General features: G+C 53.8%; 17 protein-coding genes and 2 pseudogenes. 10 read left to right on the top strand and 9 right to left on the bottom strand.

Annotation, left to right across the window (positions count from 1 at the left end):
• Window positions 1-39: 39 nt before the first annotated feature.
• Entirely contained in the window at window positions 40-117 is a 78-nt protein-coding gene (locus tag ABVN21_RS11915; RefSeq protein ID WP_353637246.1) for a DUF2790 domain-containing protein, read from the bottom strand.
• A gap of 224 nt (window positions 118-341) precedes the next feature.
• On the opposite strand from ABVN21_RS11915, the gene cynR reads away from it, so the two are divergent.
• The 4 genes from cynR to ABVN21_RS11895 all read left to right on the top strand — a co-directional run bounded on the left by cynR (window position 342) and on the right by ABVN21_RS11895 (window position 4,046).
• Complete coding sequence (cynR, locus tag ABVN21_RS11910) at window positions 342-1,235, top strand: transcriptional regulator CynR (RefSeq protein WP_339552273.1); 894 nt, start codon at window positions 342-344, stop codon at window positions 1,233-1,235.
• Window positions 1,236-1,377: 142 nt separating this feature from the next.
• Window positions 1,378-2,007: a glutathione S-transferase gene (locus tag ABVN21_RS11905; RefSeq protein WP_339552272.1), complete on the top strand. Its 630-nt coding sequence runs from the start codon at window positions 1,378-1,380 to the stop codon at window positions 2,005-2,007.
• 207 nt (window positions 2,008-2,214) lie between these two features.
• Entirely contained in the window at window positions 2,215-3,135 is a 921-nt protein-coding gene (locus ABVN21_RS11900) for a LysR substrate-binding domain-containing protein (protein WP_339552271.1), read from the top strand.
• A complete protein-coding gene (locus ABVN21_RS11895; RefSeq protein ID WP_339552270.1) occupies window positions 3,135-4,046 on the top strand; it encodes a LysR family transcriptional regulator in 912 nt (303 codons plus the stop codon). The genes ABVN21_RS11900 and ABVN21_RS11895 overlap by 1 nt, the downstream gene beginning before the upstream one ends.
• A gap of 41 nt (window positions 4,047-4,087) precedes the next feature.
• Here the strand turns inward: ABVN21_RS11895 and ABVN21_RS11890 are convergent, their stop codons facing one another.
• Entirely contained in the window at window positions 4,088-4,864 is a 777-nt protein-coding gene (locus tag ABVN21_RS11890; RefSeq protein WP_339552269.1) for an alpha/beta hydrolase, read from the bottom strand.
• A gap of 182 nt (window positions 4,865-5,046) precedes the next feature.
• On the opposite strand from ABVN21_RS11890, the gene ABVN21_RS11885 reads away from it, so the two are divergent.
• From ABVN21_RS11885 to ABVN21_RS11865, 5 genes and pseudogenes are all read left to right on the top strand, one after another.
• Complete coding sequence (locus ABVN21_RS11885; protein WP_339552268.1) at window positions 5,047-5,751, top strand: DJ-1/PfpI family protein; 705 nt, start codon at window positions 5,047-5,049, stop codon at window positions 5,749-5,751.
• Window positions 5,752-5,795: 44 nt separating this feature from the next.
• Window positions 5,796-6,341, top strand: coding sequence for a cysteine hydrolase family protein (locus ABVN21_RS11880; protein ID WP_339552267.1), 546 nt, complete (start codon window positions 5,796-5,798; stop codon window positions 6,339-6,341).
• 30 nt (window positions 6,342-6,371) lie between these two features.
• On the top strand, window positions 6,372-7,052 hold the full coding sequence (locus ABVN21_RS11875) for a glutathione binding-like protein (RefSeq protein ID WP_339552266.1): 681 nt from the start codon (window positions 6,372-6,374) through the stop codon (window positions 7,050-7,052).
• Window positions 7,053-7,079: 27 nt separating this feature from the next.
• Window positions 7,080-7,255, top strand: a pseudogene (locus tag ABVN21_RS11870) (flavin-nucleotide-binding protein); the annotation flags it as partial.
• 33 nt (window positions 7,256-7,288) lie between these two features.
• Window positions 7,289-8,156: pseudogene (locus ABVN21_RS11865) on the top strand (iron-sulfur cluster-binding domain-containing protein); the annotation flags it as partial.
• 20 nt (window positions 8,157-8,176) lie between these two features.
• Here the strand turns inward: ABVN21_RS11865 and grxC are convergent.
• The 4 genes from grxC to cynS all read right to left on the bottom strand — a co-directional run bounded on the left by grxC (window position 8,177) and on the right by cynS (window position 9,987).
• Complete coding sequence (gene grxC, locus ABVN21_RS11860; RefSeq protein WP_339552265.1) at window positions 8,177-8,440, bottom strand: glutaredoxin 3; 264 nt, start codon at window positions 8,438-8,440, stop codon at window positions 8,177-8,179.
• A gap of 29 nt (window positions 8,441-8,469) precedes the next feature.
• Complete coding sequence (locus ABVN21_RS11855; protein WP_339552264.1) at window positions 8,470-9,132, bottom strand: carbonic anhydrase; 663 nt, start codon at window positions 9,130-9,132, stop codon at window positions 8,470-8,472.
• A 36-nt stretch (window positions 9,133-9,168) separates the two neighbouring features.
• Window positions 9,169-9,417: a DUF2790 domain-containing protein gene (locus ABVN21_RS11850; RefSeq protein ID WP_339552263.1), complete on the bottom strand. Its 249-nt coding sequence runs from the start codon at window positions 9,415-9,417 to the stop codon at window positions 9,169-9,171.
• 102 nt (window positions 9,418-9,519) lie between these two features.
• Entirely contained in the window at window positions 9,520-9,987 is a 468-nt protein-coding gene (gene cynS / locus ABVN21_RS11845; protein WP_075944500.1) for a cyanase, read from the bottom strand.
• Between the two features lie 151 nt (window positions 9,988-10,138).
• Here cynS and ABVN21_RS11840 point away from each other — a divergent pair, with 151 nt between their 5' ends.
• Window positions 10,139-10,678, top strand: a complete 540-nt coding sequence (locus ABVN21_RS11840; RefSeq protein WP_339552262.1) for a hypothetical protein — start codon at window positions 10,139-10,141, stop codon at window positions 10,676-10,678.
• 108 nt (window positions 10,679-10,786) lie between these two features.
• On the opposite strand, the gene ABVN21_RS11835 is transcribed toward ABVN21_RS11840, so the two are convergent.
• From ABVN21_RS11835 to ABVN21_RS11825, 3 genes are all read right to left on the bottom strand, one after another.
• On the bottom strand, window positions 10,787-11,263 hold the full coding sequence (locus ABVN21_RS11835) for a nuclear transport factor 2 family protein (RefSeq protein WP_339552261.1): 477 nt from the start codon (window positions 11,261-11,263) through the stop codon (window positions 10,787-10,789).
• Between the two features lie 68 nt (window positions 11,264-11,331).
• Window positions 11,332-11,586: a hypothetical protein gene (locus ABVN21_RS11830; protein ID WP_339552260.1), complete on the bottom strand. Its 255-nt coding sequence runs from the start codon at window positions 11,584-11,586 to the stop codon at window positions 11,332-11,334.
• Window positions 11,587-11,817: 231 nt separating this feature from the next.
• A complete protein-coding gene (locus tag ABVN21_RS11825; RefSeq protein WP_339552259.1) occupies window positions 11,818-12,765 on the bottom strand; it encodes a LysR substrate-binding domain-containing protein in 948 nt (315 codons plus the stop codon).
• Window positions 12,766-13,032 lie beyond the last annotated feature (267 nt).

The following is a 13,032-nucleotide window of genomic DNA, read 5'->3' as shown; positions in this document are numbered from 1 at the left end:
CAATTCAGATCAGACTGCAGGCGGCCGCATTTTGATTGCTCAACCAGTGCTGCAACCACCACCCTCTACCAGGTACGTTGCGATATGTCGCACTCCTTTGGAGTCTTCATAGACCATTTCGGCTTGCACAACCCCGCAGGCGTGGCTGGTGTCAGAAATGCTAATGGTTTATGCCACGCTGGTGTCGTTGTAAGCGTGGGACTGTTGCATGGTCAATCTCCTGTCGGGTTTGCTTGGTTGGTATTGCGTTGGTGTGAAGCAATCCTCTGCCGATTGACTGATAGCGACCAAGACCGATATACAATTCAACGCATAAGCAGGGCCTATAGAGGTGAGTTCTCATGCTGTTACGACACTTGCGATATTTGTTGGCTGTCGCGGATAACGGCGGGTTTACCCGGGCCGCCGAGGCTTTGCATGTTTCCCAGCCGACGTTGTCTCAACAGATCCGGCAGCTAGAAGAAACACTCGGCGTTGTACTGTTTGACCGAACCTCGCGGACGGTGAAACCAACCGATGCGGGAGAGGCTTACATTGAGTGTGCCCGTCGCGTGCTAGTGGAGTTGGCGGCTGGGAAGAGGGCGCTTCACGATGTGAAGGATTTGTCTCGCGGCACCCTGCGCTTGGCGATGACTCCGACCTTTATGGCGTATCTCGTGGGGCCGCTGGTTCGGGACTACACGGCTCTCTATCCCAACATTCATCTAGAGATTTTTGAGTTGTCGATGGGGGATATCGAAACCGGCCTGGCCGACGATTCGCTGGATATTGCAATTGCGTTTGATCAGGTGAGAAACCCGGACATCGAATCGATACCGGCTTTTATCGAAACGCTTGGACTGGTGGTGGGTCGCGATCACCCCTTATACAACTGCAAAACGCCACTCACTGCGGAGCAGGTTGCTCTACTGGAGTTTGCGCTGCTGACGCCGGATTTCGTAACCCGCCTCTGTATTGATGAGTACTTCGCTAAAGTGCGGATCACGCCCAAGGTGGTGATTGAGGTCAACTCGGTCAATACATTGCTGGAAGTGATTCGCCACACGGCGGTCGCTACCGTACTTCCAGAACCTATTGCCACCCAAGACCGTGCATTGCGCAAGATCCCGTTGGTGGATAAAGGGCCTCACCGAGGCGCCGCGCTACTGCGGCGCAAAAACAACTACCACAGCTCGGCATCCGTTGCGTTCATGGACTTAATGTTGGGAATGTCGCCGCTAGAGTGGAAGAAATAGTTCAGTCGCCACGTACTGATCATTCCGCTTGGTGAAATGCTGGATTGTAATCGGTGGTTATTCCGCTGTTTATCAGAGAAGGGGAAGATAGCCCCATCGACGCGATCACCGGGTCGAACTCGAACAACAATCGGAGTACGCCATGTCCCAGCAAGCGATCAAACTTTACCGTCACCCATTGTCCGGCCACGCGCATCGCGTCGAACTGATGCTTTCCCTGCTGGGGCTGCCAACGGAGCTGGTATTTGTGGATCTGATGAAAGGCGCGCACAAAACGCCAGAATTCCTCGCTCGCAACCGTTTTGGGCAGGTGCCGGTGATCGATGACAATGGCACCGTCCTGGCTGACTCCAATGCAATTCTGGTTTATCTCGCTGCCAAATATGGCAAAGGCCAGTGGCTGCCGACCGACCCGATCGAGCAAGCTGAGGTCCAACGCTGGCTGTCAGTGGCCGCCGGCCAGATCAATTCGGGCCCTGCCACCGCGCGGTTGATTACTGTGTTTGGTGCTGGCTACGACGCCGAAGATGCCATCAAACGTTCCCATGCCCTGCTCAAGGTCATGGAAGAGGAGTTGGGTCAAAGTAAATTTCTGGTGGGCGACAAGCCGACCATCGCCGACGTCGCCGCATACACCTACGTGTCCCACGCGCCTGAAGGTAATGTGGCGCTTACTGACTATCCGAATGTCCGTGCCTGGTTGAGCAGCGTCGAAGCGTTGCCGAACTTCGTTGGCATGCAACGTACTGCTAAAGGTTTACAGCAGGCTTGACTCAATCCTGATGGAACTTGCCGGGAGATCATTTCGGGCAAGTTCCTTTTCATTTGCTGTGCAGTTTTTCCCCTGACTCGTTTCCCGAGCATGTAGTCAGCCCGACGGCACGTGCGAAAGTCACCGTAGCCAGTAATACTGGCAAATAGGTCTGCATGCACAAGCGTGCCGACACTTCGCTGTCCTCTCATCTCGACAGGGTCGCCTATGGATCGCTTTCAAGAAATGCATATTTTTATGGCGGTTGCCGAAGAGGAAGGATTTGCCGCCGCAGCTCGCCGCCTGAATATCTCTCCTCCAAGCGTGACTCGTGCCATCGCCGCGATGGAAGAGCGCATAGGTACACAACTTCTCTCTCGAACGACCCGCAGTCTTCATCTCACCGAAGCGGGGCAGCGTTATTTGGAGGACTGTCGGCGGATATTGAGTGATATTGATGAAGCGGAGGAGGCTGCTGCCGGTAGTTATTCAATACCCTGCGGGCACTTGACGGTGACAGCGTCTGTTTTGTTTGGTGAGTTGTACATCGCGCCGCTTCTGGCCGACTACGTAGACCAGTTTCCCTCAGTACATCTGAATGCCTTGCTGGTTGATCGAGTGGTAAACATGGCTGATGAAGGTATTGATGTAGCGATACGCATAGGCCATTTACAGGAGAGCAATCAGCAAGCCATCAAAGTCGGTGAAGTACGGCAGGTGATTTGTGGAACACCCGACTATTTTGAACGCTACGGCAGACCACTACATCCCGGTGAGCTAAGCACCGCCAACATTGTCATGTCATCGGCTAGTCATCTGTTGAGCGATTGGCAATTCGTCAATGACGGCAACGCACTGAGTTTTCGATTTGATCCACGTCTCGTCGTAACCGCGAATCAAGCGGCAATCAACATAGCGAGCCTGGGATGGGGAATCACTCGGGTGTTGTCCTATCAAGTCGCCGGCCAGGTCGCCACTGGCGAACTGGAATTGGTACTCGAAGATTTTGAGCCGCCTGCATTGCCCATTCAGGTGGTGTATCTGAAGAGTACCCGAGTGCCGGCAAAGGTTCGTACTTTCGTAGATTTCCTCGCGGATCGACTGGGGCGGGATACGGCACTCGGCGCTGTGGTGAAGGGTTCGAACTGATGGATCGATACCATGAAATGCTGTTGTTCGAAGCTTTATCAGAACGCCCCAGTCTGGCTGCTGCGGCGCGTCGTCTTGGTGTGTCCGGTCCTACAGTTGTTCGTGCAGTTGCACGCCTGGAGGCGCGTCTCGGCGTTCCGCTATTAGTGCGAAGCACTCGAGGGGTGTCGTTGACCGAGGCCGGTGCAGGGTTCATGGGGGATTGCTCGCGCATCCTGAAGGCTATCGATGATGCCGAGGCATCAGCCAGGGGCTTGCACATCCAGGCACAAGGCAATCTCACGGTTTTATTGCCATTGCTGTTCAGCCGGTATGTCATGACTTCGATGCTGTCGGGTTACACGAATCTTTATCCCGAAGTAAAAGTCTTCGCTCAATACCACGATCGTTTCCCGAACATGAACGAGGAAGGCATTGATGTGGCAGTGCTCGTCGGTAACCTGCCAAGCTCCTCATTGATTGCGCGACAAGTCGGTCATGTACGCTCGATGGTCTGCAGCAGTCCTGCCTATCTTGCTATTCACGGCGAGCCAACCGTGCCGCAAGACTTGAAAAACCATCGATTGGTGGCCACGCATGTGTATCGAGAGAAGGTCCAATGGGACTTTCATCATAATGGTGAATTGGACCAGGTAAAGGCTCGGTCACAGATATGTTGTGCCACGGTCCAGGCAGCCATTGATGCTACCGCTCATGGCGCAGGTATTACCCGGTGTCTGAGCTATCCGTTGTACGACTATCTGAAGAGCGGGCGATTGCGTCGTGTTTTGCAGCCCTATGAATTACCCGCGCTGCCGGTGCATGTGGTGTATCGCGAAGGGCGTAAGGCCTCAATGCGAGTTCGTAGTTTCGTCGACTACATTGTCGACAGCATGCGCGAACATCCGGCCATGCAGCCGGATGCTCTTTGAGCGATTTCAGCAACCGCGACTTAGGCAGTCACTTCCAGTCGTCATTTAGCAGTAGCGGCTGTTTCTATCAGGCTTGCTACGACTTTTGGGTTAGAAACCATCACGACATGCGAGGCGCCTTTGACCACAATGGTCTTTTTGGCATGTGCTCGTTCAGCCATGAACACCTGAGCCTGCGCAGGGATATTCTTGTCCTTGTCGCCATAGACAAAATACGACGGAAGGGTTTTCCAGGCAGGTTCGCTCGATGCTTCATTGAGCGCTGCTGCTGTGACGGGACGTTGGGTCGCGGCCATTAATTTGGCGTCTGTATTCGACACATCCGCGGCAAACTGATCGTGAAATTTGTCCTGCTGGATGTACAAATCCTTACCACCATCGGCTAGTTCAACAGGTGGAGCCAGGGTTGGCCCCAGGGTGTTACCTGGGAAGCGGCCGGCCAAGTCTGCGGTGGATTCACCTGCATCAGGTGCAATAGCTGCAACATAAACCAGCGCCTTGACGTTGGCATTGCCGTAAGCGGCTTCGCTGATCACCGGGCCACCATAAGAGTGCCCGACCAGCACTACGGGTGTTTTGATGCTTTTCAATACGTCAGCTACTGATTGTGCGTCGCCTTTGAGGGTGCGAAGCGGATTGGAGGCAGCGATGACGGGATAGCCATCACTTTCCAATATCTTGACCACACCGTTCCAGCTGCTGGAGTCGGCGAAAGCGCCGTGCACCAACACGACGGTAGGTTTAACTGGCGCCGCAAGCGCAGCAGTGGCGCTGACCATAGCTGCGGCAAGGGCCAGACCTGCGAATAACTTGTTCATCGGGTGTTCCTGTGCTCGGGAGGAAGAGTGAAACGACAGGACAATTTGAGCCTGATGGTGTGTCTCGTATGTGTCCGGCGTAACCGCACTACGCATGGAAATGTGTCTGGAATTGCCTGAGCTACAAACTGATACAAACCCTATTCAGGCGTTTCAGTGAGCGCAATAGTGGATTGCATTTCGTGGCCGTTCTCTCCAACGCGGTTAAAGCGGAGCATGGGCACACACACTCTTCCATCTCCAATAGCGGAGGCTCATACCTGATGAAACGCGTGCTTATGTTACTGGCCAACGGCGTAGAGCCAATGGAAATGGCCGCTTTTACTGATGTGCTTGGCTGGGCCAACCTGCTGGGTGATCACCCTGTGGAACTGGTCAATGCCGGCCTTCGCAGAAAGATCGTGACCACCTTCGGTCTGACGCTCAATCCGAGTTTTTTATTGAGCGATCTGGACCTGAGCAGCTTCGATGCCCTGGCACTGCCTGGTGGTTTTGAACCGTCGGGTTTTTACGAGGAGGCCCTGAGCGAACCCTTCCTGACGACCATCCGGCACTTCGTCGAAGTCGGTAAACCCGTTGCCAGCGTGTGCGTGTCTTCCGTGTGTCTGGGGGTGGCCGGCGTGTTGCGTGACAGAAACGCCACGACCTACCACCAGGAGGGCGGCAAGCGAAAAAATCAATTATTGGAAACCGGTGCGCGCTTCGTCGATCGCCCCGTGGTTGTCGATGACCAAATCATCACTTCAAGCGGGCCGGGCACTGCCACCGAAGTTGCATTCGTACTGCTCGAAAAATTAACCAGCGTCGAAAATGCTGCCTTTATCCGCAAGAAGATGCGCTTCGCCACCCCCGACCGTGATTGGTACGAAACACCGCAAGTGCCTTGAAAATGATCCACCACTCCGAATCGTCTCTTTACCAAGGTAACCGTATGACTAACACAGCACTCATCGTCGTTGACATCCAGAACGACTATTTTTCCGGTGGAAAATGGGAACTCAACGCTACTGACGCGGCCGCTGACAATGCTGCTCGTGTGATTGGAGCGGCACGTGAACGTGGTGACTTGGTCATCCACATCCGCCATGAAACTTTAGCTCCAGATGCACCGTTTTTTGTCCCTGGCTCTGACGGCGCGCAACTGCACGAGAAGGTGCGCAACCTTCCGGACGAATTGGTCATCGTCAAACACTTCATGAACCCATACCGCGAAACTGAACTGCTTGAGGTGCTTGAACACAACGAGATTGAACGGGTCACGGTGGTCGGCAACATGAGCCACATGTGCATCGATGCTGTCACCCGAGCGTCTGACGACTTCGGGTTTGAGACGACCGTTATTCACGATGCGTGTACGACCCACGACCTGGAATTCAACGACATCAAGGTTCCCGCGCCTTTGGTGCATGCGGCGTTCATGGCCGCCTTGAAGTTCGGTTACGCCCAAGTGTTGAGCACTGAAGAGTATGTGGCCTAGATTTCATTCTTCTGCCGAAAAGGTAAGCCGATGTTCAATCTTTCCAATGCTGTCGATTACTACTACTGGCCAACCCCCAATGGGCAGAAGGTCGCCATTTTTCTTGAGGAGTCGGAACGGCCATACGTCGCGCATCCGGTCAACATCAGCAATGGTGAGCAGTTTTCGACTGAGTTCACCCGGATTTCGCCTAATCAGCGCATTCCAGCGATCTTAGATAAGGAGACTGGTGTATCGGTCTTTGAGTCAGGGGCTATTTTGTTGTACCTGGCTCAGCGTCGCGGAGAATTTTTACCAGTAGATCCCAAAGGGGCAGCAGAAGTCATGCAATGGCTGTTCTGGCAGGCAGCGAACTTAGGACCGATATTGGGGCAGGCGGTGTTCTTCCTCAATTATGCCTCTGAACATGTGCCGCTTGCCGTTGCGAGGTTCAGTAAAGAAACCGAGCGTTTGTACAACGTCCTGGAGCAACAATTAAGGGAACGCCCGTACGTCGCAGGTGAGTACTCAATTGCCGATATGGCGATCTATCCTTGGGTGCTTCAGCACGACAAGCAGGGAATGACGCTTGATGCTTATCCTAACGTTGCCGCCTGGCTGGAAAAAATCAGCATGCGCCCAGCAGTGGTTCGAGCCTACGCCAAAGGGGAACAAATTCGTCCATCGGGTCAAACCGATCAGGACAGAAAAAAGCTTTATGACCTTCCCTAGGTCAGCCGTTATCCAAGAACGGAGATGACGCTCATTGAAGGCTCACCAGGCTTTGCCCATTCTCCCGATCCGCGTGTGCTTCAAATCGACTGCCTACCCGCGGACGGTGACCCTGTTAAGTTTGGATTGAAAATGGCGATGCTCTCGGGTTGTCGGGAATCGACCTGAAGACTCGAAGGCGAAATCGTTTGAATGGCAACATCAGTACCGCCTCTCCTGGCGGTTTTGCCATTTCCCGCATCAGCGTCAAGCGTGACGGGATGGTCGCAGCGCATTTTCATGATCGCATTCAGGTTGGCGATCTGATTGAAGCGCGTGCTCCTCAGGGTCGCTTCACCGTTCAGGCAGATGAGTATCGACGGTTGGTTCTATTGGCAGCAGGGGTCGGAATAACACCTATGCTCTCGATGCTCCGTGAGGTGATCTATCACGGGGAGCGTCTGCGCCGAACACCCCCCACCTGGTTTATCCAAAGCACGCGCACGTTGTCTGAACTTGGGTTCCGCGACGAGTTGTACGAATTGGCAGTCCGCGCCAAAGACAAGATCCGTGCGTTACGAGTGCTCAGTCAACCAGAGCCTCATGCGCGTGTAGGTGAGCACTATGAAATGGCTGGACGCATCGACGTCGAGTTACTCAGGCGTTGTTGCCCTTGGACAATTATGATTTTTATCTGTGTGGACCGGGTCCGATTACCCAAGCGCTTTACGACGGCCTACGCGAGTTACGTATTGGCGATGACCGTATTCACGCGGAGACTTTCGGTGCTTCGACGCTGGTTCTTCAACGGGATCAGTTGACGCCGGCAGTCGAGTAGGTGCCAGCAGCGAGTGAACCGGTCAAAGTGTTGTTTGCAGGATCGTCCAAAGAAAGTCAATGGGAGCCAGGTGGTGGAGCTTATTGGAGCTGGCTGAAAGCCAAGGTCTGAATCCCGACGTTAGCTGTCGGGGTGGATCGTGCGGGACGTGCCGAACCAAACTGATCAGTGGGCAGGTGCACTATCTTAATCTGACAGCTGAAATGCCTGCCGAGGGGGAGGTGCTGATTTGCTGCGCCGTGCCGGCGCAAGCCAAGGAGGGCGACGCCCCCCTGGTGCTGGATTTATACGTTGGCGTCATCGGCGCTTATCCCGCCATCCGCGGGTTTAGTACCTCGTCGATGCCGCCTTCGCTTTCAAGTTGAGCCAGGTCGTCGAAGCCGCCAACGTGCCAGTTGCCGAAGAAGATCTGCGGGACGGTACGGCGACCGCTTCGGCTGACCATTTCATTCTTCACGTCGACTGAGCGCACATCGATTTCCTTGTACGAAATCCCTTTGGCGTCGAGCAAACGCTTGGCGTTGCGGCAGTAAGGGCAGGTCGTGGTGGTATACAGCGTGACTTCAAGCATGTTGAGTTCTCCTGAAATTAGCGGCTGATTTAGGCAACGGCTTTTGCGGGACGGGCATGAACGGCAACGGTGTTCGGATGCTTGACCAAAGACTTGAACGACTTGTTGTCTGAGTCCAGGGCGTCGATCGAACCAGTCCCGATGTCATAGACCCAACCATGCAGATTTACCAAACCTTTTTCCTGAGCCAGGCGCACGCTCGGATGGGTCTGAATGTTGGCCAGTTGAGCGATGACATTTTCACGCACCATTGAACTGACCTTGGCGGCTTCATTGGCGTGAGAGCGTGATTCGTTGATGACTTTCGCCGATTCGGCATGTTGCAACCAGCCAGCGACTGCGGGCAGGTGATCCATGCATGTGCACTTGGCGACAGCGGTCATGGCACCGCAATCGGAATGGCCACAAATCACGATGTCGGTCACGCCCAGTACCGCGACGGCGTATTCGACGGTAGCCGATACACCACCCGAATGCGGGCTATAGGACGGCACGATATTGCCGGCGTTACGGATCACGAACAGTTCGCCAGGCTCTTGCTGGGTTAGCAGTTCCGGCACGACGCGGCTGTCGGAACAAGTGATGAACAACGTGCCTGGGTGTTGCGTGGTGGCCAGGTGTTGGAACAAGTCAGTGCGTTGTGGAAATGCTTCTTTCTGGAACTTCAGGAAACCTTCGATGAGCGCTTTCATGGTGTGTGCCTTTTATGAATTGAGTGTGGGTGAAGATCAGTTGGTGCAGCCGCTGCCGATTACGCTGTATTCCAGAACGTGGGTTTCGTCGTGGGAATCGCGGTAGGTCATTTGCACGGGCGTCGGGCCGCAGACATCGGCCGTCGGCGTGATGTGGATGACTTTGGCGATATCCAGATGCATGCCGTAGGCATACGGAATGGCCTCTGGCGCGACCACGGTTTGCTGTGCATAGGCCGACAGCGAAGCCGTCAAGGACAGGGCCAGAAACAGGATTTTTTTCATGGGGCATCCTCCATTCAAATAGGTGATTAATCGAAAGGGTTAAGAAATTTTTTGAAGCAGGCCCGCAAGGCTGCGGGCCGATTTACAGGTGCGGTTGCATCCTTAGAAAGGACGCAGTGGCAGGAACTTGCCGTCGAGGGTGATCACTGCGCGGTGGCCGCCTTCCGGGTCTTCGACTTTCTTCATGTCGAGCTTGAAGTTGATCGCGCTGATGATGCCGTCGCCGAACTGCTCGTGAACCAAGGCTTTCAACGTGGTGCCGTAGATCTGGATCATTTCGTAGAAGCGGTAGATGGTTGGATCGGTCGGGACACCATTGAGGCTGCCGCGCAGCGGGATTATTTGCAGGCGGGCGACGGAATCGGCGTCCAGCTCCAGTTTTTCACCGATCACTTTGGCAGCGGCTTCAGGCAGCGGGTGCTGGCCGAGCAGGGCGGCAGTGACGTAAGCCAAGCCCAGGCCGGTACCTTCAGTCACTTGTTCGAAGGACAGGTTTTTGCGCGCCTTGGCATCAAGGATTTTCGCGGTCAGCTCGAGGCTGGTGTCGTTGTAAGCGTGGGACTGTTGCATGGTGTTTCTCCTATCGGGTTTGCTTGTTGGCTAGTGCCAGGTTGGTATTGCTTGGGTGTGAAGCAATCTTCTGCCGTTTGCTCGATAGCGTCCAAGACCGATATGCAATCCTCTGCATTGGTCCTACCTATAGATGAATGCTGGAGTGTTCATGAACGTTGAAAACTCGAAAGCGCTATTACTGGTTCCCAACGGCTATCCGGTCTGGATTGATGTGGCGCAGGCAGATATCGCTGGGGCGGGCACGGCGATGCGTTTTGTGTTGCCCCTGCATGCTCACAACCTGCCGTTGATGCATCGTCAGGAAAGCAAACTGATTGTGGCGCTCGAGGGCGAACTGGAGATTCGTGCGGGTCGGCAGCGGATGGCGTTACTTCAGGAAGGCGAAGCTATAACACTCGCCCCGGGAATCGCTCATCGCATCCATCAGCACGGAACGGGACCGAGCACTGTAGGTGCGGTGTTATGGCCTGGCGGGGTCGAACAAGCCTTTCGTGAACTTGCGGTAGCGGCCCTTCACAAGGCTTATCAGCGCAACGACATGATTGAAATCCTTGCTCGTTACGATGTGGTCTGGGCTACGCAATCTGATGAGCATGATTGTGAATCGATAAAAGTCCGGCCTTTCCGGGATTGCCTGGAGGATCTGCCAGAAACATTGGCGAGGCTATTGGCGCTGCGGTGGGGATAGTGAAGCTTTCGCCTCGATCTGGCTGACGAGGCGAAGCGGTACCCATCCTCTTGAACCCGTGATTTCACCACTTTCTCTGCCGCGGCATTGAATGCCATACACCACTATTTACAGGCCTAAATCAGAGAGCCCTGGATGATCGTCAGGCCGACGACCTAGCGGCCAGCGAAATTTTCGCTCCGACTCTTTGATTGGCATGTCGTTGACGCAAGCGAAGCGATGGGCCATCAGGCCATTTTCTGCGAACTCCCAATTCTCGTTTCCGTAAGAGCGAAACCAGTTACCTGAGTCATCGTGCCATTCGTAGGCGTAACGCACGGCGATGCGGTTATCGGTAAAGGCCCACAGCTCTTTGATCAGTCGATAGTCCAGTTCCTTGTTCCATTTACGTGTTAAGAATGCCGCTGCCTCGGCCCGGTTTACCGCGAAGTCGACGCGATTGCGCCATCGGGTATCGGGTGTGTAGGCGAGTGAGACTTTTTCTGCATCGCGGCTGTTCCAGCCGTCCTCGGCAAGCCGGACTTTGAGAATTGCCGATTCGCGATCGAAAGGGGGTAGTGGGGGACGGGTTTCAGATTCAGCCATGACTTTCACTCCGAACGTGTGGGGACATCGTGGTCGAGCAGGACATGTTATTAGGGAGCAGGTGAGCGCTATGCCTTTGTTTCCGGAAACTCCGCCAATGAAACGAATGTGTTGGTTTTGCCATCGAGCGCGATGATCGATCCCGTTTCGATGTCATAGACCCAACCATGTAGATTCAGCTTTTTCTGTTCAAGGGCCAATCTGACGCTAGGGTGAAATAACGTTTCAGGATTTTGGGTAGTGGCGAGATATTTGAAGAGGTCCGAACGCTGCGGGAAAACTTCTTTTTGGAACTTGATGAAACCTTCGATGAGTGCTTTCATTTGCCAGTTCCGGCGCTAAGTCTCTGGTTGAAATTGCGAGGGTCGATGGTAGAGATCTTGTTAAATATCGTCCAAGAATAAGTGGGAGCAATGATTTATTGGTTATATAGGATAAATCTAATGTTGCTGGGCTTTCATGCTATCTATGTATGAGCAACAGGGGCGTAGAGATCTCGCTCATCAATTACTGTAATAGTAAGGCGCGATTAACCTGAATTATTGACGAAATTTTTAAGCTGCTTCTCTCTTTGCACTTATTTCGAGCAATGTTGCACTTTTTTCGCATAGGTAATGACTGAAGCGAGAACGAAGCCAGCGTTCGCCTGGATCGTTGTCCAGCGTGGAGCTCCATGACATCGATAGATCAAGGGCCGGTAGAGTCATTGGAACGGGGTCCGCACGTAAACCGCCTTGCCGCGTCATGGCTTTGGCGACGTAATCGGGTACGACGGCCAGCATCTGCGTGTCCTCAAGCAGTGTTTTAAGAGCGCTGTATTGCGGAACAGCCAAGACGATCTGACGTTGCCGCCCCAGAGATCCCAGCGCTCGGTCAATGTAATCGGACGTTTCACCGTTGACCGAAACGGAGACGTGTGGGCGCTTACAGTACTCGTTGAGGTCCAGAGGATCCGCCATGGTGTTGGCGCTTAAAACAGTGGGGCGGATGCTGCGCAGGAATTTTCGTTTAGCATTGGCGGGGAGTTCGCGGCAGTGGCAGACGCCCAATGACACCTCGCCTGTCGTCAGCTGATTGGCCAGCAATGAATGGTCAGTACGACGCACGACAAAACTGACTTGAGGTGCTTCCATACGCAGTTGGCGCAGCAGGCCAGGAAGCAACGAATATTCAACATCATCCGAAAGGCCAATTCTGAATACGTTGGTACTGGTCAGGGGATCAAATTCATTCATATTGCTCAACGCAGCCGCCATGGTGTCCAGGGCAGGCGTCAAGGCGAGTTGTATTTCAAGCGCTCTGCTCGTTGGCTCCATGGTTCTACCCATGCGAATGAACAGCGGGTCATCGAAAAACTGACGGAGGCGATTCAGGCACGCACTGATGGCCGATTGGCAGAGAAACAATTTCTCACCTGCACGGGTAAGATTTCGTTCGTGCATCAGCGTTTCGAAAACGACCAAAAGACTGAAGTCGATTTTGCGAAGATCGTTTCTGTTCATCGTCATCACCAAAAGGGTTGCGGCCCGTCATTGTGCTTCAGTGCGCAATGAGTACTGTTTAAAAAACTCTTGCCCATTGCCTGTGAGCCTCTAAGCGGACGGGGATAATCAAATAAATAAAACAGCTTTGAAGGCTGGTATTTAATTGATGTGCCGCTTTCGTTGGCTTGCTTGTATAGTGAATTACAATGATTTAATTAGCACTTCTACGTAGGTTTCACTTATCTAAGGTATAAGTGGTAGAGGCTAATACTTGAGTATGGGGAA

It is taken from the genome of Pseudomonas sp. MYb327 (assembly GCF_040438925.1).
Classification (GTDB): domain Bacteria; phylum Pseudomonadota; class Gammaproteobacteria; order Pseudomonadales; family Pseudomonadaceae; genus Aquipseudomonas.
The sequence above is the reverse complement of the archived record's forward strand: the minus strand, read 5'-3'. Positions and strand labels throughout refer to the sequence as shown.

Coding starts and splice junctions, on each gene's coding strand:
- ABVN21_RS11835 (WP_339552261.1), bottom strand. CDS start 11,263: ATGGCTGAATCTGAAACCCGTCCCCCACTACCCCCTTTCGATCGCGAA.
- ABVN21_RS11905 (WP_339552272.1), top strand. CDS start 1,378: ATGTCCCAGCAAGCGATCAAACTTTACCGTCACCCATTGTCCGGCCAC.
- ABVN21_RS11915 (WP_353637246.1), bottom strand. CDS start 117: ATGGTCTATGAAGACTCCAAAGGAGTGCGACATATCGCAACGTACCTG.
- ABVN21_RS11875 (WP_339552266.1), top strand. CDS start 6,372: ATGTTCAATCTTTCCAATGCTGTCGATTACTACTACTGGCCAACCCCC.
- ABVN21_RS11890 (WP_339552269.1), bottom strand. CDS start 4,864: ATGAACAAGTTATTCGCAGGTCTGGCCCTTGCCGCAGCTATGGTCAGC.
- ABVN21_RS11840 (WP_339552262.1), top strand. CDS start 10,139: ATGAACGTTGAAAACTCGAAAGCGCTATTACTGGTTCCCAACGGCTAT.
- ABVN21_RS11880 (WP_339552267.1), top strand. CDS start 5,796: ATGACTAACACAGCACTCATCGTCGTTGACATCCAGAACGACTATTTT.
- ABVN21_RS11895 (WP_339552270.1), top strand. CDS start 3,135: ATGGATCGATACCATGAAATGCTGTTGTTCGAAGCTTTATCAGAACGC.
- cynR (WP_339552273.1), top strand. CDS start 342: ATGCTGTTACGACACTTGCGATATTTGTTGGCTGTCGCGGATAACGGC.
- ABVN21_RS11850 (WP_339552263.1), bottom strand. CDS start 9,417: ATGAAAAAAATCCTGTTTCTGGCCCTGTCCTTGACGGCTTCGCTGTCG.
- ABVN21_RS11830 (WP_339552260.1), bottom strand. CDS start 11,586: ATGAAAGCACTCATCGAAGGTTTCATCAAGTTCCAAAAAGAAGTTTTC.
- grxC (WP_339552265.1), bottom strand. CDS start 8,440: ATGCTTGAAGTCACGCTGTATACCACCACGACCTGCCCTTACTGCCGC.
- ABVN21_RS11825 (WP_339552259.1), bottom strand. CDS start 12,765: ATGAACAGAAACGATCTTCGCAAAATCGACTTCAGTCTTTTGGTCGTT.
- cynS (WP_075944500.1), bottom strand. CDS start 9,987: ATGCAACAGTCCCACGCTTACAACGACACCAGCCTCGAGCTGACCGCG.
- ABVN21_RS11855 (WP_339552264.1), bottom strand. CDS start 9,132: ATGAAAGCGCTCATCGAAGGTTTCCTGAAGTTCCAGAAAGAAGCATTT.
- ABVN21_RS11900 (WP_339552271.1), top strand. CDS start 2,215: ATGGATCGCTTTCAAGAAATGCATATTTTTATGGCGGTTGCCGAAGAG.